This is a genomic window from Alistipes senegalensis JC50, from assembly GCF_025145645.1.
GTDB classification, from domain to species: domain Bacteria; phylum Bacteroidota; class Bacteroidia; order Bacteroidales; family Rikenellaceae; genus Alistipes; species Alistipes senegalensis.
Genome location: NZ_CP102252.1, coordinates 1,002,809 through 1,023,312 on the forward strand (window position 1 = coordinate 1,002,809; position 20,504 = coordinate 1,023,312).

Below are 20,504 nucleotides of genomic sequence, written 5' to 3' on the forward strand. Positions count from 1 at the left end.
AACAGTTGCACCATGAAAAAACTCCTTCTTATCGCCGCAGCCGTGCTGGCCGGGGCTTCGGGGCTCCGGGCCGAAGAGTACACAGCGATATCTCCCGACGGAAAAATCACGGTGACGGTATCGACCGCGCCCGAACTGCGCTGGAGCGTCACGCGCGAGGGCGAACGGCTGCTCGACGCAAGCCGCATCGGCATGAAGATCGCCGGGGCCGAGCCGTTCGGCGCGGCGCCCGTCGTGCGGCGGGCCGAACGGCGGCGCATCGACGAGCGCAGCACGGCGCCCGTTCCGACCAAGTTCCGCACGCTGCACGATCGCTGCGAAGAGCTTCTGCTTACGTTCCGCGGCGGCTGGGCCGTCCGCTTCCGGGTCTACGACAACGGCGCGGTCTACCGTTTTGAAACGGCGCGAAAGGGGACCGTCGACATCGAGTCGGAGACCGCCGAGCTGAATTTCGCCGCCGATTTCGAGACCCTCTGGCCCCGCGAGGAGAACCCCGATTTCATCTCCCACTGCGAAGCGTTCTTCGACCGCAAGCACCTCTCGGAGCTCGACGCGAAGCGGTACGCCTACCTGCCCGTGTGGTTCTCCTCGCCGCGCGGCACGCGCATGGTCGTGACGGAAACCGATCTGGAGGACTATCCCTGCCTGTTCCTGTTCGGCGGCGAGGGACACAGCCTCCGCGCGCAGTTCCCGCCCGTGGTGCTCGAAGCCCGGCTCAGGGAGGGTTCGGACCGCAACGAGGAGCTGGTGAAAAAAGCGCCCTACATCGCCCGGACCCGAGGCACGCGCACGTTTCCGTGGCGCGTGGTGACCATCGACCCCGACGACCGCGCGCTGCTGGAGAACAACCTCGCCTACCAGCTCGCGTCGAAACCCGTCGAAGGCGACGCCTCGTGGGTGCGGCCGGGCAAGATTTCGTGGGAGTGGTGGCATTCGCTCAATATCTACGGGGTCGATTTCCGCTCGGGGGTCAACACCGCGACCTACAAGTATTACATCGATTTCGCGGCCAAATACGGCATCGACTACATCCTGCTGGACGAAGGGTGGTCCGTGAGCACGCTCAATATCAAGGAGCCGCGCCGGGAGATCGACCTCGGGGAGCTGATCCGCCACGGCCGCGAAAAGGGCGTCGGCGTGGTGCTCTGGACGCTCTGGAACCCCATGAAGAAGGACCTGGAAGGCATCCTGGACACCTACCGCGACTGGGGCGTGAAAGGCATCAAGATCGACTTCATGCAGCGGTCCGATCAGGAGATGGTCCGATTTTACGATGAGATCGCCCGCGCGGCGTTCGACCGTGGTCTGATCGTGGATTTCCACGGGTCGTTCAAACCCGCGGGGCTCCAGCGCAAATACCCCAACGTCCTCTCGTTCGAAGGAGTTTACGGCATGGAGCACGACAAATGCTCGACCGACATTTCGCCCGTCCACGACTGCACGCTGCCCTTCACGCGCATGGTCGCCGGACCGATGGACTACACGCCCGGCGCCACGCGCAACGCCACCCGGGCCGATTTCGCCATCAGCTGGGACAACCCGATGAGCCAGGGCACGCGCGCCCATCAGGCGGCGCTGTACGTCGTCTTCGAAAGTCCGCTTCAGATGCTCTGCGACTCGCCGTCGCACTACCTGCGCGAAGCGGAGTTCACGGCCTTCATCGCCGCCGTGCCGACCGTGTGGGACGAAACGGTGGGGCTCGCCGCCTCGGTGGGCGAGTACGCCGCCGTGGCGCGCCGCAGCGGTGAGAAGTGGTACATCGGAGCCATCACCGACTGGACGGCCCGCACGCTGGAGGCCCCGCTGAAGTTCCTCGACGGTGGCCGCTACCGCATGAAGGTCTTCGCCGACGGGGTGAATGCCGACCGCATCGCGCGGGATTACCGCACCGAAACCCGTGAAGTCACGCGCGACGACGCGATCGCCCTGCGGATGGCCCCCGGAGGCGGTTGGGCCGCCGTTCTCGAACCCGTGAAATGAAAACCAGCGCGTTCATCCTCTTTGCGGCGCTGCTCGCCGCCTCGTCTCTTTCCGTCACGGGGCGGGCGGCCACGCGCACGATCGATCTGTGCGGCCGCGTGACGGCTTCCGGCAGGGGCGTGACGGGAGTTTGCGTCACGGACGGCCGCACGATCGTGCGCACCGACGCCAAAGGGCGCTACCGCCTGCCGTCGGATACGGAGGCGGAGTTCGTCTACCTGACGCTGCCCGACGGGTACGAAATCCCCCTGCGCGACGGCACGCCCTGCATCTACCGGCGCATCGCTCCCGGCAGACGGCGCTACGATTTCGCGCTGGAGCCCGCGGCGCAGGACATGACGCGCCACCGCCTGCTGGCGGTCGCCGATCCGCAGGTCTACTTCGAGTGCGAGCTGGACAGCGTGCGCCGGGCCGCGGACGACATGCGGCTGACGGCCGCCGACGGAGTGCCGACGCTGGGGGTGGTCTGCGGCGACATCATCGGCGACATCGACCGCAGGCCCCCGCTTTTCGAACCGGTTAGCGAGGCCCTCGCCGCGAGCGGGGTCGCGTTCTTCTACGTCGCGGGCAACCACGACATGGACCTCGGCGTGCGGACGAGCGACCGGGCGAAACGCTCGTTCAAGGAGCACTTCGGCCCGACCTACTACGCTTTCGACCGCGGCCGCGTGCACTACGTGGTGCTCGACGACTGCTTCTACATCGGCCGCAGCTACCTCTATGTGGGGTATCTCGACGAGCGGCAGCTCCGCTGGCTGGAGCAGGACCTCGCCACCGTCCCGGCGGGCCGCACGGTGGTCGTCTGCCTGCACATCCCGACCTGGTCGCGCGCGGCGCGGAGCGGTGAATGGAGCCGCGAGGAGTCGCACAAGGTGCTCAACAACCGCCGGGCGCTCTACCGGATGCTCGAACCCTACAACGCCCATATCCTCTCCGCGCACGAACATTACAACGAAAACTACACCCCCGAGCCGCACCTCTTCGAGCACGTCCACGCTCCGCTGAGCACCCTTTTCTGGCAGACCCCGTGGAGCATGGACGGCATTCCGGCCGGGTACGGGGTCTACGAGTTCGACGGCGACGGCCTCACGTGGTACTACAAGGCCGCGGACCACCCCCGCAGCCGGCAGTTCACGGCCTACGGCGTCGGCGAGGACCGCCGCCGCCCCGACGCCGTGACGGTCAACGTCTGGAACTGGGACCCCGCCTGGCAGGTCGTCTGGTACGAGAACGGCGAGCCGCGCGGACCGATGACCCGTTACACGGGGTACGACGCGTCGATCTACGACTACGTGGCGCGTTACAGCGAGCATTTCAAGCACAAAAACATCGGCGCGGACCGCACCGAACACCTCTTCCACGCCCTGCCCGCGTCGCCCGATGCGCATATCCGCGTCGAAGTCCGCGACCGATTCGGCCGGCTCTCGGTCTGGGAGAGCGGCACGGGCTATTCGACACCGAAAAAACCATGACAGCACGATGAAAAAACCTCTTTCGATCCTCTTCGCGGCGCTCGCCGCACTCCTCTGCACCGCCTGCGGCAGCTCAGGCCGCGTCTGCTCGCCCGACGGCACGCTTTGTCTCGAGGTGGCCGAACGCGGCGGCCGCATCGGCTACTCCGTGACGCGCCGCGGCGCGCCCCTTTTGGATTTCTCGACGCTGGGATTCGAACTGCTCGATGCCCCGGCGCTGCGCGAAGGGCTCGAAATCACGGGCACGTCGCGCGACAGCCGTGACGAGACGTGGGAGACCGTCTGGGGCGAACAGCGCACCGTGCGCAGCCATTACAACGAACTGAGGGTCAGCGTGCGCGAAAGCGACGCACCCCGCCGCCGCTTCGACGTGGTGTTCCGCCTGTTCGACGACGGCTATGGCTTCCGCTTCGAATTTCCCGAACAGCCCCATCTGGGCGAGTTCGCGATCACGGACGAGCTGACCGAATACCGCTTTCCGTCCGACCACAACGCCTGGTGGATGCCCGCGCGCGAACCCTACTACGAGAGCCTCGCCCGCCACACCCCCATCTCGCGGATGGACACGGTCAACACGCCGCTCACGCTGGAATGCGCCGGCGGAGGGTATCTCGCCCTGCACGAGGCCGATCTGACGGACTACGCCAAAATGAGCCTCTACCCCGACGGAACCACCCTGCGCTGCCACCTCACCCCGTGGTCCACGGGGGTGAAGGTCTACGCACGGACGCCTTTCCGCACGCCGTGGCGCACGATGATCGTCGCCGACACGCCGGGCGGTCTGGTAACTTCGCGGCTCATGCTCAACCTCAACGAGCCGTGCCGCATCGAGGACACCTCGTGGATCCGCCCCGCCAAATATGTCGGCATCTGGTGGTCGATGCATCTCTTTCAGGAGACCTGGGCGCAGGGACCCCGCCACGGCGCCACGACCGAAAACGCGAAACGTTACATCGACTTCGCCGCGGAACACGGCATCGAGGGCGTGCTGGTCGAGGGGTGGAACGTCGGCTGGGACGGCGAGTGGACCAAAAACACGGCCCGGATCCGCTTCACGGAGCCCTATCCGGACTTCGACATCGAAGCCGTTGCCGGCTACGCCGCCCAAAAGGGCGTGGAACTGATCGGCCACCACGAAACGGGGGCCGATACAAAGAATTACGAGGCCCAGCTGGAGGAGGCTTTCGCGTTCTATAAAAAGTACGGCGTCGATTACGTCAAAACGGGCTACGTCAATGTGCTGATGGACGGAAAGGAGCTGCACGACAGCCAGTACGGCGTGCGGCACTACCGCCGCGTGATCGAGACGGCAGCCCGCTGCGGCATGATGATCGACAACCACGAGCCGGTCATGCCCACGGGGATAGAACGCACGTGGCCCAACCTGATGACGCAGGAGGGCGTCCGCGGTCAGGAGTACAACGCCTGGTCGCCCGACGGCGGAAATCCGCCCGAGCACACCACCGTGGTGCCGTTCCTGCGCGGACTGGCCGGGCCGATGGACTACACGTTCGGGACGTTCCGTTTCGACAACCCCGTCTCGCCCTTCGCGCGGGTGCAGTCGACCATCGCGCGCGAGCTGGCGCACTACGTGGTGATTTACAGCCCGCTCCAGATGGCCTCGGACCTGCCCGAAAACTACCGCGGACACAAGGCCTTCGACTTCATCCGCGACGTGCCCACCGACTGGGAGCGGACGCTCGTGCCCCAGGCCGCGATCGGCGACTATGCCGTATTCGTGCGGCAGGACCGCAGCTCGGAGGACTGGTACCTCGGCGCCGTCACCGACGAGGAGCCCCGCACGGTCGGCGTGCCCCTCACGTTCCTCGCGCCCGGGGTGACCTACACGGCGCAGATTTACGCCGACGGCGAGGGCGCCGACTGGAAAACCAATCCCTATGCCGTTGACTACGAAGAGCGTCCCGTAACGGCCGCCGATACGCTGACCGTGAGCATGGCTTCGGGCGGCGGATGCGCCGTTAGGTTCGCCGCACCTGAAAAAACACCGATCCGATGAAAAAAATCCTGATTCCGGCCCTGCTGTGTCTGACGTTCGCCGCGGGCTGCACCTGTGAAAACACCATCCGCCGCCGGGCCGACGTGCTCGTCATCGGCGGCACGACCTCCGGCACGACGGCCGCCATCGCCGCGGCGCGGCAGGGCGTGCAGACGCTCGTCGTCGAGGAGACTCCCATGCTGGGAGGCATGCTCACGGCCCAGGGCGTATGCGCCACGGACGGCAATTTCGACCTGCCGTCGGGTCTGTGGAACGAGTTCCGCGACCACCTGCGGAAGCGTTACGGCGGTATCGGCGCGCTGTGGACGGGCTGGGTGAGCACCACCCTGTTCGAACCGCACGTGGCCGACAGCATCTTTCACACGATGGCCGCGGCCGAGCCGACGCTCGAGGTGGTGCACGGCTACCGCCTGACGGGCATCCTGCGCCGCGGAAAGCGGGTCACGGGCGCCGAGTTCACCGACGCGCGCGGGGGCCGCATGCTGGTGCGGGCCCGCATCACCGTCGACGCCACCGATCTGGGCGACGCGCTGCCGTTGAGCGGCACCTCATACCGTCTTGGCATGGACGCCCGCGCCGACACGGGCGAAGAGCTGGCTCCGGCCGAGGCCAACGACGCGGTGCAGGACCTCACGGTGGTGGCCATCCTCAAGGACTACGGGCCCGGCGCGGACCGAACCATCGAGCGGCCTGCGGGCTACGCCCCCGCGGAGTTCGCCGGGTGTTACGACCTCTCGTCGGAAGGGGTGCGCAGCGCCGACCGGATGCTCGAATACGGCCGTATGCCGGGAGGCAAATACATGATCAACTGGCCCAAGGAGGGCAACGACATCAACCTCGACGTGGTGGAACTTCCCCATGCCGAGCGCACAGCGGCCCTCGAAGCGGCGCGGCAGAAGACCCTGCGCTTCGTCTACCACATCCAGCACGAGCTGGGATACCGCCGCCTCGGCATCGCTGACGACGAATTCGACACGCCGGACGGGCTGGCCTACCTGCCCTACCACCGCGAGGGGCGGCGCATGGACGGCGTGGTGCGCATGACGCTCGACGACGTGACCGATCGTTACGCGAGGCCGCTCTACCGCACGGGCATCTCCGTCGGCGACTACCCCGTCGACCACCACCGCAACTGCCGGACCGATCTGCCGAAGATCCTCTTCCCGCCCGTGCCGTCGTTCAGCGTGCCGCTGGGGGCGCTGATTCCCGACCGGACCGAGAACTTCATCGTCTCGGACAAAGCCATTTCCGTCTCGAACCTCGTCAACGGCTCGACGCGCCTGCAACCGGTCGTGATGCTTACCGGACAGGCCGCGGGAACCCTCGCGGCGCTGGCCGCCGAACGCCGCTGCCCGCCGCGGGAGGTTCCCGTGCGCGAGGTGCAGGAGGCCCTGCTGGCCCAGAAAGCCTACATCGCGCCGCTCTACGACGTAAAGCCCGACGATCCCGACTTCGCGACCCTGCAGCGCATCGCCGCGACGGGCATCCTGCGCATGACGGGCGAGCCGTTCCACTGGGCGAACCGTTCGTGGTTCTACCCCGAGCGGACGATCCCGGTCGGGGAATTCACCCGCGGACTGCACGACTTCGCCCCTCGAATCCCCGTCCGGACCGACACGACCGCCCTCACCGCCGCACGCGCCGCGAAGCTCATCGCCGAGGCGGGCGGCAAAGCCCCGCGGATCCGCCCCGCGGATGCGGATAGGCCCCTCACGCGCCGGAAACTGGCGTTGCTTCTCGAGGAGTGTCTCGATCCCTTCGCCCGCCCGGTCGATCTTCACGGAGAATACCGCTAACTGCTTATGAAACGACTGATTCTGACCCTTCTGTCGACCGCCGCGGCGGTCACGCTCGCTGCACAGCCCGACTCGCTCGACTACCGCGGCGACTACTACTTCTCGAAACGCAGTCAGCAGGAGTCCCTCCCCGTGCGGCCGCACCACACGGTGATGCTCGGCAACAGCCTCACCGAGCGGGGCGCCTGGGCCGAATACTTCCCCGAAGCGCACGTGATTAACCGCGGCATAGGCGGGGACTGCGTTGCCGGCATGGCCGCGCGGCTGGACAGCATCGTGGCGGGACGGCCGCGGGCGATATTCCTCATGGCGGGCGTCAACGACCTGATATTCTCGACCATCGCGCCCGAGGCGCTGCTCCGGCAGTACGAACGTCTGCTGGACCGCATCGCCGCCGAATCGCCTGCGACGCAGGTCTTTATCCAAAGTCCGCTGCCCCTCGACGAGGCGCGCAACGAACCATATTTCACGGGAAAGAACGCCCGCATCGAGGCTTTCGACCGCCTGCTGCGGCGGATGGCCGCCCGGCGCGGACTGAAATTCATCGACATCCGCAGCCGCATGCTCCGCGACGGAAAACTCCCCGCGGAGTATACCGTGGACGGCATCCACCTCACACCGGCGGGCTACGCCGTCTGGGTCGAGGCACTGCGCCCTTACGTCACGCCGGCCGGGGCGCGTATCGGCACGGTGACCTGCGCGGGCCGAGGTCTGGCGGGGGTTGTGGTGAGCGACGGCGACAACTGCGCCGCCACCGACTCGGCGGGCCGCTTCGTGCTTCCGGCGAACGACCGGGCGCGCTTCGTCTTCGTCTCGACCCCCGCGGGCTATGCGTCGCCCTCGGAGGAGGGGGTCGTGCGCCATTACCTTCCGGCGAAGTCCGACGGCAGTTCCCACGACTTCCGTCTCCGGCGCAAACCATCCGGCGAAACCCGCCACGGCTTCGTCGTCGTCGCCGATCCGCAGCTCTTCGCCCGCAAGGAGTTCCGCCTGCTGGAGCGTGCGGCGGAGGACATCCGCCAAACCGCTGCCGCCGCCGAGCGCTCCGGACGCCCGATGCACGGCATCTGCGCGGGCGACATCACCTCGGGCGACCACACGTTCTACACCTCCTACAACGAGGTTATGTCGGCGACGGGAATCGAGTTCCGCAACGCGATGGGCAACCACGACATGAAGCTCTGGGGCCGCTCGCACGAAACGTCGGCCGCGGCGTTCGAAGCAATGTACGGCCCCGCGTACTACTCCTACAACGTGGGTGAGGTACACTACGCGGTGCTGAACGACAACTACTACATCGGCCGCGACTGGTACTACATCGGCTATCTCGAGGAGCGGCAGCTGGCGTGGCTCGAACGGGACCTGTCGTTCGTTCCCGCGGGAACGACGGTGGTCGTGGCGCTCCATATCCCGACCGCGTTCGCCGGAAAGGACGAAAAACCCTTCGACTATCCGCAGGCCGAGCGGTCGCTCTGCAACCACCGGGCCCTGCACCGGCTGCTGGAGCCCTATGACGCGCACGTCGTCTCGGGACACATGCACACGACGACGAACTGCCCCGTCCGCGAGGGGCTCTACGAACACAACGTCGCGGCCCTGAGCGGCGCGTGGTGGCAGGGCGCGATCTGCACCGACGGCACGCCGGCCGGCTACGCCGTCTTCGAGGTCGACGGCGGCGAGGTGACGTGGTACTACAAATCCGTCGGGCATCCGCGCTCCTTCCAGCTGAAAATCTACGATTCCAAGGACGACGAAGCCTTCGCCGGACGCGTCGTGGCCAACGTCTGGAACTGCGACCCCGCCTGGACGGTCGAAATGCACGCCGACGGCGGCCGCCCCGTGCGGATGGAACGCACCACGGCGGTCGATCCCCAGGCACGGAGGCTCTACGCCGATGCGTCGAAGCTCGACCACAAATGGATCACGGTCACCCCCTCGGACCACTACTACGCGGCGCCGCTGCCCGCCGGAACGCGGCGCGTCGAGGTCACGGCCCGCGACCGCTTCGGAAACACGTACCGCGCTGAAAAAAGAATAAACCGATGAAAAAACTGATTTTCTCCCTGCTGCTCTTCGCCTGCGGGGCCGCTTCGGGCCGCGGTAGGGGCCCGGTGTTCACCCCCGCCGACTCGCCCGAAATCCGCTTCACGGGCCGCGCCGCAAAGGGCCCCGGCGGAGCGTTGTCGTTCGACTGGAGCGGCAGCCAATTCACGTTCCGATTCGAGGGCACGCGCTGCGCCATGCGGGCCGCGGACACGGGCCGCAACTACTACAACGTTTTCGTCGACGGCCGTCACACCGGCGTCGCCGCCACTTCCGGGGCCGATACGACCGTCGTGCTGGCCGAGGGGCTCGAACGCGGCCCGCATACCATACTGGTGCAGAAACGCACCGAGGGCGAGCAGGGCCGCACGACGCTCCGCGGCGTCGAAACCGACGGGGCGCTGCTCCCGCTCCCCGCACCCCGCACACGCCACATCGAATTCATCGGCGACTCGCACACCTGCGGCTACGGCACCGAGGGCAAATCGGTCGAGGAGCCCTTTACGCCCGAGACCGAGAACTGCGATCTGGCGTGGGGATGCGTCATCGCCCGCTATTTCGACGCCGAATACACCCTCATCGCCCACTCGGGACAGGGCATCGTCCGCAACTGGGGCGACGAAAAGGAGGTCTCCGACTGCACCATGCGCGAACGCATGCTGCGCACCTTCGACATGGACCCGGCGTCGCGCTGGGATTTCCGCGGCTGCACGCCCGACATCGTCGTCATCAAGCTCGGCTCGAACGACTTCAGCACCGGTGTGACCCCTTCGGAGCAGGCCTTCAACGCCTCCTACGCGCAGGCGCTGGATCAGCTGCGCGCGGCCTACGGCGAGGTTCCCGTGCTGTGCGTAGCCCCGAGCGACAACACAGTGATCCTGCGCTATCTGGAGAATTTCCTCCGCGAGCGGCAGGACGCGCATCTCCACCTCACGGCCATGCTTCCCGGCATCACCGACTGGGATCGCGACATGGGCGCCAACTACCACCCCAACCACCGGGGACACCGCAAGATGGCCATGGCCGTCATTCCCTACATCGCCACGATCACAGGGTGGGAAATGCCCGACCGGAATGTCGAATAATTAGCCGCAAATAATTATCTTTGGTGTCGTAACGGCACTTTTATCGGTCGGAGGGTTTTGCCGAACCGCCGGGAATCCGGTTTTGCACCCTTCCGCCTTTTTCGTATCTTTGTATAAAATAAGCCGAAACCGGAGGGGGAGGGCCGCCGCAGGGTCGTTTTCAACCGCTCCCGCCTCCGTCCGTAATGTCCGTGCCTAACTACTAAACGCAAAAACGCATGAAACCCGAAACCGTCCGGCGCCGCTCGCCGCTATCCTGGGTTCCGACCGTCTACTTCGCCATGGGACTGCCGTTTATCCTCGTGAACATGGTCTCCACGCTGATGTTCCGCGGTCTGGGCATCGACGATGCGCGCATCGCGCTGTGGACCTCGCTCATCATCCTGCCGTGGTCGCTCAAACCGATCTGGAGCCCCCTGATGGAGATGTTCCGCACCAAGAAATTCTGGGTCGTGTCGACCCAGCTCATCTCCGGGCTGGGGCTGGCGCTGACGGCGCTGACGCTGCCCCTGCCCGACTTCTTTCCCTACGCCGTGGCGCTGATGGGCGTCATTGCCTTCAGCGGCGCCACGCACGACATCGCCACCGACGGGGTGTATATCACCGAACTCTCGAAGGACCAGCAGGCGCGGTTCATCGGCTGGCAGGGGGCGTTCTACAACATCGCCAAGGTGTTCGCCATGGGCGGGCTGGTCTATCTGGCCGGAGCGCTCAAGGAGCGGGTCGGGATCGTCGAGGCGTGGATGATCGTCATGGCGCTCTGCGGCGCGCTGCTCTTCCTGCTGGGAATCTACCACCTGCGGATGCTGCCTTCGGGCGGCGAAGCCACGGCCCATGCGGGGAGCGTCGGCGAGGCGCTGCGCGAGACGGGCGCCATCTTCCGCGGATTCTTCCGGAAAAGGTACATCGGCATCTACATCGCCTTCATCGTCTTCTACCGCTTCGCCGAGGGGCTGGTCATCAAGATCGTTCCGCTGTTTCTCAACGCCCCGCTCGACAATCAGGGTCTCGGCCTGACCGAACAGCAGATCGGCCTCTACTACGGCACGTTCGGCGTGATCGCATTCGTCGTGGGTTCGATCCTGGGCGGCTACTTCATCGCGTGGCTCAAACTGCGGCGGGCGCTGTTTCCGCTCATCACGATCTTCAACATCCCGTTCGTGGTCTACGCCCTGCTGGCCTGGTTCCAGCCCGCATCGCCCCTGCTGATCTGCGGCGGCATCGTCTTCGAATATTTCAGCTACGGATTCGGGTTCGTGGGCCTCACGCTCTTCATCATGCAGCAGGTGGCGCCCGGACCGCACAAAATGGCCCACTACGCCTTCGGTTCGTCGCTGGCCAATCTGGGCGTGATGCTGCCGGGCATGGCGAGCGGCTGGCTCTGCGACCAGGTCGGCTACCACCGCTTCTTCCTCTGGGCCCTCATGGCCACCATCCCCATATTCCTCATCGCCTGGCGCATCCCCTTCGCCCATCCGGACACGGAGGAGGGAGCGGCCCAGGCCGTGGAAAAGGAACTGACCGACGAATAAATCACCGATAAACACCGTTAGACATGCTGAAAAATCTTATCATCACCCTCGCCGCCGCCCTCACCGCCGCGACGGCCGCCGCACAGGCCCCGGCCGACTGGGCCAACTTCGGACGTTTCGAAAAGGAGAACGCCGCGCTGGCGGAGCATCCGAAAGTCGTTCTGATGGGCAACTCGATCACCGAAGGGTGGATCGCCAAGCGTCCCGACTTCTTCGCCGAAAACGGCTACGCGAGCCGCGCGATCAGCGGACAGACCACTTCGCAGATGCTCGTGCGCTTCCGCGCCGACGTCGTGGAACTGCATCCGCAGGTCGCGGTGATCTGCGGCGGCACGAACGACCTGGCGCAAAACACGGGCTACATCTCGCTCGAGCACATTCTGGACAACATCCAGTCGATGGCCGAGCTGGCGCGCGCCAACGGCATCCGGCCCGTCCTCTGCTCGGTGCTCCCGGCCGGTGACTTCCCCTGGCGTCCGGGTTTGGAACCGGCGCAGAAGATCGTCCGGCTCAATGCGATGATCCGCGCCTACGCCGAACGGGAGGGCATCCCCTATGTGGATTACCATACGCCGATGGCGGCCGCGGACGGTTCGATGATCGCCGAATACACCTACGACGGCGTGCATCCCACCGAAGCGGGGTATCGGGTGATGGAGCGGATTCTGCCGCCCGTCGTCGAACGGGCGCTCTCCGACAAGTGACAGAACGGGGCTTCGGCCCCGTTTTTTTGGTCAGGTGCGCCAGAAGATTTTGCTCCGCGTGAAGGCCGCCGTGAAGAGCATCATCAACAGGGTGACGATCACCCCGCGCCCGACTCCCATCACGCAGCCGCACTGACCCCACAGCCACGGGAGCGCCACGGCCCGGTCCGCGAAGACGAGCAGCGGCACGACGACGTAACCCGCCGCCGTGTAAGCGATCATGGGGTTCTGCCCGCAAAGGACGAGCAGACCGCCCCGCGAACGGCCCTTTCGGAGCAGGACCGACGTGACCAGCAGCACGTGCGAAGCCATTCCGGCCGTGATGAAAAAGTAGCTCACCGTGGCGGGGTCCTTCTTCACGCCCTCTTCGAGCGATTCGAACGCAAGACCCAGCAGGAGCCAGAAAAATCCGGTCGTGAACAGTCGATAAAGCAGGGATTCGATCCCAGTGCGGGGCTTGCGCAGCAACATCCACGCCGCCGTGCCCAGCGCGAGCGTCAGCACCAGATTGAGCGTCAGCGTACGGGTGAAAAGCCCCCACATATTGACCGCAAGGAGCAGCGCTGTGAGCCCTGCGGCGGCGATCTGTCCGGAAAGCGCCGGACGCTCCTCCTGCTGCCCGCGCGCCAGCCAGCGGGCGAACAGATCGCCGGCCACGCTTCCCGGCAACACGATGCAGAGGTATTGCAGAAACTCCGTGCGGAAGAGCCACGGCACAGGCGAGAAGTTCCACACCGCCTCGTTCCACGACCCCGGAACCGCCGCGCCCAGCTTCAGGGCGGCAATCAGGGCGACGATGCCCATCCGCAGCCAGAGGTTGCGGCGCGTCAGCCACCAGATCAGCGAACCCGCGACGACCACGTCGGCGAGAATCAGGATGATGATGTCCGACCGCACGACGCTCACCCCGACGCCCAGCCACCGGTACACGCCCATAAGGACCGCGAGGACCGCAATGCCGCCGGCGTTGAGCCACCCGTTCTGCCGCGGGATGAAGCCGGGAATCCGCACGAACATCGCGAAAAAGGCGCCCCAGACCGTCATCGTCACAAGGGCGCTCACGACGGGACGCTGCAACACGGCGTCGAGCGTCCACAGCCCCGTGTTGCCGAGCGCAACGGCGAAAAAGGCGAGCAGCAGGCCCCGTTTGAGGATCGAGACGACGATCCGCCGGGGCGGGTCGCCGCGGTTCAGCCTGCGGCCCAGCGAGAGCGGAAAGGCCGCGCCCATCGAAAAGAGGAAAAAGGGGAAGACGAGGTCCACCCACGTAATTCCCGCCACCGACGCATCGAAGACGAACGACGGCGGCGGCAGCTGCGCGTGGAACAGCCACGCCGGCAGGTCGGGATTCCAGGCGATGTAACCCGAGAGGACCATCCCCACGATGGCAAGTCCCCGCAGGATGTCCACGGCATAGGCACGATTATTCATTCAGGCAGTTTCAGTTTAATAATTTTAACTCCAAACGCCTGTAAAAATAAGAAAAATCAACACCAACACCCACAAAAGCAAAAACTTTTACACTGTTAGTCCCCCAAATAAGGGCATATCTGAAAATTACACACTATTTTCATTGCATGGAATTCCCGGCTAAGAGGGTTTATGTGTGTTTTCCGGCGAGCAAGTGCGGCCTGCACCGGGTTGTTTCCCGGGATGGATTGTCCGGCTGAAAGCCGGATATGGGAGTTCCGGCGAGCATGTTTTATGCATCGGAAAGAACGGGGCAAATGGATTGTACAGAAGTACTACCCATTCGTTTCCCGAGAGGAGAAAATGGGTGTAAATATTAAATATTCAGCGATTTAATCTTTGCACAGGGTTTCTTCTTCGAGGGATTCCAAGCATAATAAGGTAATTCCAGACGAGGTTACGGTTTCCAGATCGTTACCTCGTCTGTTTTGCTGTATTTTGCATAAAATATTCGTTTGCAATTTCTTGCATCGCGCTTCATCTTGACAGACAACTCTGAGGAAATTAGTTTTAACCCCCAAATTTCATCGGAGTATGCGCAGTACATTCAAGGTTCTGTTCTACCTCAAAAAGGACAAACACAAAGTTCAGCCGGTTGTTCCCGTCATGGGCCGTATTACCGTCAACGGTACGATCGCCCAGTTCAGCGCCAAACTCAGCGTTCCTCCCCATCTGTGGGAGGTGAAGGGCGGTCGCGCCAAAGGCAAAAGCCTCGAAGCCGACCGTATCAACCGCTATCTGGATAATATTCGTATCCAGATCGGAAAGCATTACCAGTCTATCTGCGACCGTGACGGATATGTTTCCGCCGATAAGGTGAAGAACGCCTATCTGGGTTTCAGTAAAAGGTATAAACTGTTACTGGAGTTATGCGATGAATTCTGCAAAGAGTACAAGAACCGTATAGATGTGGACCGTACTATCCATTCCTTATTCCGTTATCAAACGCTACGACGCGATTTGAGTCTTTTCATCTGTCAGGACTATAAAGTCAAGGATATACCCCTTGTGGAACTGGATCAGTCTTTTGCAGAGAAGTTTGCCGCCTATCTGAAACATGTCAAGGGCCTTGCCGACACGACGATCAGCGTTGAGATCAAATCACTGAAGCATATCGTCAAGAAAGCGTTTAACGACGGGCAAATGGAGAAGAATCCGTTTGCCTATTACTACTACTTTGCCGACCAGCCGGAAATTGAATATCTCACCGAAGAAGAAATCAATAAACTAATTATCGGCAAAGTCAAGCAGCAGCGTCAGGATCGGACACGGGATATGTTTCTGTTCTGTTGTTTTACGGGCCTGTCCTATGCCGATCTGGCCAAACTGAGTTATGAGGAGTTGAAACAGACTCCGGACGGAGCATGGTGGATTAACAGTATCCGTCAGAAGACGAAAGTACCGTTTACGGTAAAACTACTTCCGGTTGCGAAAGCTATTCTTGAAAAGTACCGAATAGAGGAGAATAGGTATAATCCGCTGTTTCCCGAGAATCCGGGAAAGGTCTTTCCGGTAGCTTCATTGAAATCCTCGGATGCCTGCCTGAAACATATCGCCAGACAATGCGGAATTACCAAGAATCTGAAATTCCACATGGCGAGACATACCTTTGCAACGACGGTCTCCTTGATAAACGGTATTCCACTGGAAACAGTATCAAAAATGTTGGGACACAAATATACGACCACGACTCAGATTTATGCCAAGGTGACAAACCAAATGATAGATAATGCGATAAGCCGAATAGAGGACCAAATTGGCGAACGGTTCCAATGTCCGACTCTGAAAGAAGAGAGCGACGGCTAATCCGAAAGACATCGACGATTACAAGTTTCCCGCCGAGAGGCAATTAAACGCCGGAGATGGAAATACGCAAGACCTTGTGAATCGCCCGAGGGCGAGCCTTGCGTATTTCCATCCCCGGCATTTTGCTGGTCGTCGGAAAAGGCGGACTTTTGCGGCCCAGACGCCAGTCGTTTCGCTACGTCCATATCAGAAACCCAAGTAATCGCTTATCGCATTATCTGTTTAAAATAGTCGTCTGTTGTTCTTCTTCTCGTGGAGATAATTCAACTCGTCGCTGTAAATTCCGATTACAAAGCGTAGCATATTGTCGACCAAAGCTGTAAGCCTTGTATTCTCATTCCCCAATAAGTGGAGGATTGCTGATACTTTGTGCTTGGTTGCCGCACTGATATAGATCGCCGAACGGTTACGGCAGTCCGCCGGGGCAAAGAATGTGCGTTCGAAATCCGGCAGCGGAATCTTTTTGCGACGGAATCCGGCCAGCTCCTTTACGTCACTCGTTTGGGTATTGACGTCTGTCCTTTCAGCAGTCGGAGCCGATGCTCCGGATACCGTTTCCGATGTCTTTCCCTCGGGAGCGTCCGTATTTTCCGCTTCCGGATCGGGAATCCGGCGGACAACTTTCGAATCCAAAGGGGCTTGTCCGGCGATCATCTGACGCATCAATTCTTCGTCGACTTCGATATGGGGACGCTTCGATGGTTTTGTTGCGAGGTTGTCGGTTTCTTTTAATGAATCCATGGTACAATGTTTTTAAGATTGAACGTTCGCTTTATGCTTGTAAAGCGTGTGTGTCTGGTTTTATGGTTTAAACCATTCAAAATACCATTTTCTGCTTCACGCAGTTTATATCGGAATAATGAACGGAACAAGAAAACCTACCTTTCATGATGCAGGATACCACCGACTGAAATACCTCGGTTTTGATGTCCGGCCACGACCGCTCCAGTCCGCACCTAGAGCTTGTTTTGGCGCCCGGACGGTTGTAATATTGCAACCGGGAAAGACCCGTCCTCGAAAGCCGTAGCGGAGGTTTTTCAAAGTTTTCACAAAAAATTTCCGCCGCGGATTTTTGTTATCGCCAGATAACAGCGAGCTGTACCTTTGTCCGACAAATTGGCATTTGTCCGACAAAGGTGCTCGCCCTGCGAGGCCGGGCGTTCTCCCGAGTCGAACGCCTTTTTAACCGATATTATGAATACCGACCGAACACACACACAACAATTCCGAACTCCGAGTTATAAATACTCCTTCCGGCTCAATGAAGAGCAGAATATCCGCTTCAACGAGTTGCTCTGCAAAGCCGGACTTGAGCATAACCGCAGCCGGTTTATCGTCAAAAGAATCTTCGCCGAGGAATTTGTTGTCATCAGACGCGACCCGTCAAAGACGCAGTTCGTCGCCCGGCTGAACGACTTTTATTTCCAGTTTCAGAAACTCGCCAACAACTATAATCAGATTGTAAAGGCTGTCAATGCGCACTTCTCCAACGTCGCTATCCCGCATCAGATCGCCGCATTGGAACAGCGCACGAGGGAGTTGAAGGCCCTGAGTATCGAGATTCTGAACCTTGCCAAACAAGCTAAGGAATGGTTGCGAATATAAGATCCGGGGCAACACCCGGCGGGGCCCTGCGTTACAACAAGGAGAAGGTAGATAAGGATGAAGCCGAAGTGCTGCTTTGGCAGAAGATGCTCGAACCATATGATAAATGCGGACGCCTTGATATTGATGCCTGCATGGAGAGCTTCATGCCGTATCTCGAAGCCAACCGCAGGACTATGAACACGGTTTTCCATGCCTCGCTGAACCCTTCACCGGAGGACAGGCTGACAGACGAACAGTTGCGGGAGATTGTGTTGGAAAAGCTACTCTTGATCCCGACAAGTGTAGTTTTCATCATGTATGGACTATATGGCATTTATAACCAGACCATCATGCTAAATATGCACCTCGTAACCGTAATTTGATCAGAAAGATTGCTCAGTTGATTGCGTTTTTGGACGCAAATGTAGGATTGCACACTCCTTTGTTTCCCCCCCCCTTCCAGCAATTTAAAGACAAACTAAATATATACGGTGCACAGGTCTAAATTTTTTGTAGAAAATTTTGGAATTGAAAAAATCTTTTATAACTTCGCTTTACGAAACCGATTGCGTAACTACAAAATCATGAACCCTCGCGGAAATACGAAGAAAATCTCGATCTACGATCTGGCCAGGCGGCTCAATGTCTCCGCTTCGACTGTATCACGGGCGCTACATGATCATCCGTCGATCGGAAAAGAGATGAAAGAAGCTGTGCGGGCGTTGGCGAAAGAGTTGAATTTCAAACCGAACCATATTGCAGTCGCGCTTAAAACCGGCAAAATGAAAACCATCGGTATTGTTGTTCCCCAAATTAACCGTACCTATTTTGTCGAAGCCATTGCGGGTGTGGAGCGCGAACTTTATAAGGCCGGTTATGACCTGATTATCGCCAGCACGGGCAACCTGTACGAACGGGAGCGGAAAATCATCACGTCACTCAGCCAAGGAAAGGTGATTGGGGTCATTGCTGCCGTAGCGGCGGAAACGACCGATTACTCCCATTACCAAATGCTGGTCGACAACAACATTCCGCTGGTGATGTTCGACCGTAAAATGCCCATCGACAATACAAGTTGTGTGGTACAGGACGATTTCGACGGTGCCTATCGTGCAACGGAGCACCTGATCGAGCAGGGATGCCGGCGTATCTATCATTTCCGCGGGCCTCAGAATGTGTCGGTATGGAGCGATCGTGACGCCGGGTTTCGCAGAGCGCTCGAGAAGCACGGTCTGGGGATAGCTCCCCAGGCGATTCATACGGCAATTACAACCGAGGACGAGGGCCGTAAGTACGCAAAAAAACTACTGATGCACAAAGAGTTGCCCGATGGCATTCTCTTTTCGGGAGACTTTGCGGCAAAGGCCGCAATGGAAGAGTTCATTGCGGCTGGAGTGCGTATTCCGCAGGATATCGCAGTCGTAGGATTCGTCAACGAACCCTGGGACACTTTGCTCAACCCGCCGCTCAGTTCCATCGAGCAGTTCAGTGGCAAGATCGGCGAAACAGCTGCCCAGATGATGCTGGAAGCGATCGACGGTATGCCGCACCGGAATATCGTCTACAAACCGCAACTGATCGTGCGGGAATCATCCATGAAAAGAAAGTATGCGCCGGCAACAACTCCGGTATAGCGAACCACCGATAATTGACCCTTTTTTATTTCACAATTTACGCAACCGATTGCGTAAATAAAAAACAGAAACCGAATCTATGAAACTTCATTCTTGTTTATGGCTTTTGTCCTCCGTTTTCGCACTGATTGGTCCAATCTGCATGCCTGCGGCGGAAAAGCGTCCGTCCCGCCTTCTCCCGCCGTCGCGGGACCCCGTTATCGGCACATCCGAACGTCCCGATCCCGCCATGGAGCCGGTTCGGGTCGATACACGTCCCGCCGAAAAGTACAGACTCGCCAACCTCGACTACGGCATGACGATCGGTATCGAGCAAACCCCCGGCGGTCGGATCTGGTGCTGCTGGGTCGCCGGCGGAGACGATGCCGACGCCTATTTCCTGCTGGCCTGGAGCGACGACGGGGGTGAAACGTGGAGCGATACGAAAGCCGTCGTCGATCCGCACGACGCAACGCTTCCCGAAAAGCGGCGGACGATCGTGGGCAATCTGTGGTGCGATCCCGACGGACGGCTGTGGCTTTTCTACGACGTTGCCATGACCTATTACGACGGCAGGGGAGGCACATGGGCTGCGGTCTGCCGGAATCCCGACGGGCGGAAACCCCGGTGGAGCGAGCCGCAGTACATCGGCGTCGGTTTCACGCTGAACAAACCGACCGTGCTTTCGAACGGCGAATGGATATTGCCGCAGTCGCTCTGGGAGCGCGGCGTGATCGATATTCTGCTGGATGACGGTCGTAAACAGAACGTTTATCACGATGCCTGGCATGAATACGACTCGTTGCGGCGGGCCAATGTCTTCATCTCTTCGGACAAGGGCCGTTCCTGGCAGTTGCATGCAGGCATTGCCGTCCCCGGACAGCGTCACGACGAGAATATGGTCGTCGAACGCCGTGACGGTTCCCTGGCTATGACCGTCCGGTCGAAGGCTGGCTGGATTTACCGTTCGCTCTCCTACGACAAAGGGCGTACCTGGAGCGCGCCCGAGGAGTGGCAGTCCCATGTCAACTCGCGTCATTTCATCCGCCGCCTCGCCGACGGACGCCTGCTGCTCGTACGTCACGGCATGACCGACGAGCAGACCCCCGAACGTTCGCACCTCCGGGCTTTTATCTCCGAAGACGACGGTCTCACCTGGCAGGGCGGATTGTTGCTCGACGAACGCCGGGGCATCTCTTATCCCGACGGGTTCGAGTCTTCCGACGGTTATGTCTACATCTCCTATGACCGCAACCGTTCCAAGGACGGTGAAATCCTGCTGGCGCGCTTTACGCCCGACGACGTGCTGCGCGGAGAGGTCGTCTCCCCGCGCGGCGTCCTCCGCAAAATCATCAGTACGCCCGGACGAATCAAAACCCACCGCAGTAAAAACCGCTAA

Annotated in this window: 15 protein-coding genes; 13 read left to right on the forward strand and 2 right to left on the reverse strand. The window is 61.0% G+C overall.

Annotation, left to right across the window (positions count from 1 at the left end; translation table 11 throughout):
• Positions 1 to 12 precede the first annotated feature (12 nt).
• The 8 genes from NQ519_RS03915 (at position 13) to NQ519_RS03950 (ending at position 12,629) form a co-directional block, all read left to right on the forward strand.
• Positions 13 to 1,980 carry a glycoside hydrolase family 97 protein gene (locus tag NQ519_RS03915; protein WP_019149380.1) on the forward strand — a complete coding sequence of 656 codons (1,968 nt, stop codon included), beginning with the start codon at positions 13 to 15 and terminating at the stop codon, positions 1,978 to 1,980.
• Entirely contained in the window at positions 1,977 to 3,452 is a 1,476-nt protein-coding gene (locus NQ519_RS03920; RefSeq protein ID WP_019149379.1) for a calcineurin-like phosphoesterase C-terminal domain-containing protein, read from the forward strand. The genes NQ519_RS03915 and NQ519_RS03920 overlap by 4 nt, the downstream gene beginning before the upstream one ends.
• Before the next feature lie 7 nt (positions 3,453 to 3,459).
• Positions 3,460 to 5,469 carry a glycoside hydrolase family 97 protein gene (locus tag NQ519_RS03925; protein ID WP_019149378.1) on the forward strand — a complete coding sequence of 670 codons (2,010 nt, stop codon included), beginning with the start codon at positions 3,460 to 3,462 and terminating at the stop codon, positions 5,467 to 5,469.
• On the forward strand, positions 5,466 to 7,265 hold the full coding sequence (locus NQ519_RS03930; protein WP_019149377.1) for an FAD-dependent oxidoreductase: 1,800 nt from the start codon (positions 5,466 to 5,468) through the stop codon (positions 7,263 to 7,265). The genes NQ519_RS03925 and NQ519_RS03930 overlap by 4 nt, the downstream gene beginning before the upstream one ends.
• Before the next feature lie 6 nt (positions 7,266 to 7,271).
• Positions 7,272 to 9,311, forward strand: a complete 2,040-nt coding sequence (locus NQ519_RS03935; protein ID WP_019149376.1) for a calcineurin-like phosphoesterase C-terminal domain-containing protein — start codon at positions 7,272 to 7,274, stop codon at positions 9,309 to 9,311.
• Entirely contained in the window at positions 9,308 to 10,393 is a 1,086-nt protein-coding gene (locus tag NQ519_RS03940; RefSeq protein WP_019149375.1) for an SGNH/GDSL hydrolase family protein, read from the forward strand. The genes NQ519_RS03935 and NQ519_RS03940 overlap by 4 nt, the downstream gene beginning before the upstream one ends.
• Before the next feature lie 218 nt (positions 10,394 to 10,611).
• On the forward strand, positions 10,612 to 11,925 hold the full coding sequence (locus NQ519_RS03945; RefSeq protein ID WP_019149374.1) for an MFS transporter: 1,314 nt from the start codon (positions 10,612 to 10,614) through the stop codon (positions 11,923 to 11,925).
• A gap of 23 nt (positions 11,926 to 11,948) precedes the next feature.
• Positions 11,949 to 12,629 carry an SGNH/GDSL hydrolase family protein gene (locus NQ519_RS03950; protein ID WP_015547673.1) on the forward strand — a complete coding sequence of 227 codons (681 nt, stop codon included), beginning with the start codon at positions 11,949 to 11,951 and terminating at the stop codon, positions 12,627 to 12,629.
• Positions 12,630 to 12,659: 30 nt separating this feature from the next.
• Here the strand turns inward: NQ519_RS03950 and NQ519_RS03955 are convergent, their stop codons facing one another.
• Positions 12,660 to 14,060, reverse strand: a complete 1,401-nt coding sequence (locus NQ519_RS03955; protein ID WP_019149373.1) for a DUF5009 domain-containing protein — start codon at positions 14,058 to 14,060, stop codon at positions 12,660 to 12,662.
• 573 nt (positions 14,061 to 14,633) lie between these two features.
• On the opposite strand from NQ519_RS03955, the gene NQ519_RS03960 reads away from it, so the two are divergent.
• Entirely contained in the window at positions 14,634 to 15,905 is a 1,272-nt protein-coding gene (locus tag NQ519_RS03960) for a site-specific integrase (protein ID WP_019149372.1), read from the forward strand.
• Between the two features lie 222 nt (positions 15,906 to 16,127).
• On the opposite strand, the gene NQ519_RS03965 is transcribed toward NQ519_RS03960, so the two are convergent.
• Complete coding sequence (locus tag NQ519_RS03965) at positions 16,128 to 16,646, reverse strand: DUF3408 domain-containing protein (RefSeq protein ID WP_019149371.1); 519 nt, start codon at positions 16,644 to 16,646, stop codon at positions 16,128 to 16,130.
• 453 nt (positions 16,647 to 17,099) lie between these two features.
• Here NQ519_RS03965 and NQ519_RS03970 point away from each other — a divergent pair, with 453 nt between their 5' ends.
• The 4 genes from NQ519_RS03970 (at position 17,100) to NQ519_RS03985 (ending at position 20,504) form a co-directional block, all read left to right on the forward strand.
• Positions 17,100 to 17,510, forward strand: coding sequence for a plasmid mobilization protein (locus tag NQ519_RS03970; protein WP_044118648.1), 411 nt, complete (start codon positions 17,100 to 17,102; stop codon positions 17,508 to 17,510).
• A complete protein-coding gene (locus NQ519_RS03975; RefSeq protein WP_019149369.1) occupies positions 17,495 to 17,875 on the forward strand; it encodes a relaxase/mobilization nuclease domain-containing protein in 381 nt (126 codons plus the stop codon). The genes NQ519_RS03970 and NQ519_RS03975 overlap by 16 nt, the downstream gene beginning before the upstream one ends.
• A 108-nt stretch (positions 17,876 to 17,983) precedes the next feature.
• Entirely contained in the window at positions 17,984 to 19,126 is a 1,143-nt protein-coding gene (locus NQ519_RS03980) for a LacI family DNA-binding transcriptional regulator (protein ID WP_227901028.1), read from the forward strand.
• Between the two features lie 229 nt (positions 19,127 to 19,355).
• Entirely contained in the window at positions 19,356 to 20,504 is a 1,149-nt protein-coding gene (locus NQ519_RS03985; protein WP_161603965.1) for a sialidase family protein, read from the forward strand.

Coding starts and splice junctions, on each gene's coding strand:
- NQ519_RS03915 (WP_019149380.1), top strand. CDS start 13: ATGAAAAAACTCCTTCTTATCGCCGCAGCCGTGCTGGCCGGGGCTTCG.
- NQ519_RS03920 (WP_019149379.1), top strand. CDS start 1,977: ATGAAAACCAGCGCGTTCATCCTCTTTGCGGCGCTGCTCGCCGCCTCG.
- NQ519_RS03925 (WP_019149378.1), top strand. CDS start 3,460: ATGAAAAAACCTCTTTCGATCCTCTTCGCGGCGCTCGCCGCACTCCTC.
- NQ519_RS03930 (WP_019149377.1), top strand. CDS start 5,466: ATGAAAAAAATCCTGATTCCGGCCCTGCTGTGTCTGACGTTCGCCGCG.
- NQ519_RS03935 (WP_019149376.1), top strand. CDS start 7,272: ATGAAACGACTGATTCTGACCCTTCTGTCGACCGCCGCGGCGGTCACG.
- NQ519_RS03940 (WP_019149375.1), top strand. CDS start 9,308: ATGAAAAAACTGATTTTCTCCCTGCTGCTCTTCGCCTGCGGGGCCGCT.
- NQ519_RS03945 (WP_019149374.1), top strand. CDS start 10,612: ATGAAACCCGAAACCGTCCGGCGCCGCTCGCCGCTATCCTGGGTTCCG.
- NQ519_RS03950 (WP_015547673.1), top strand. CDS start 11,949: ATGCTGAAAAATCTTATCATCACCCTCGCCGCCGCCCTCACCGCCGCG.
- NQ519_RS03955 (WP_019149373.1), bottom strand. CDS start 14,060: ATGAATAATCGTGCCTATGCCGTGGACATCCTGCGGGGACTTGCCATC.
- NQ519_RS03960 (WP_019149372.1), top strand. CDS start 14,634: ATGCGCAGTACATTCAAGGTTCTGTTCTACCTCAAAAAGGACAAACAC.
- NQ519_RS03965 (WP_019149371.1), bottom strand. CDS start 16,646: ATGGATTCATTAAAAGAAACCGACAACCTCGCAACAAAACCATCGAAG.
- NQ519_RS03970 (WP_044118648.1), top strand. CDS start 17,100: ATGAATACCGACCGAACACACACACAACAATTCCGAACTCCGAGTTAT.
- NQ519_RS03975 (WP_019149369.1), top strand. CDS start 17,495: ATGGTTGCGAATATAAGATCCGGGGCAACACCCGGCGGGGCCCTGCGT.
- NQ519_RS03985 (WP_161603965.1), top strand. CDS start 19,356: ATGGAGCCGGTTCGGGTCGATACACGTCCCGCCGAAAAGTACAGACTC.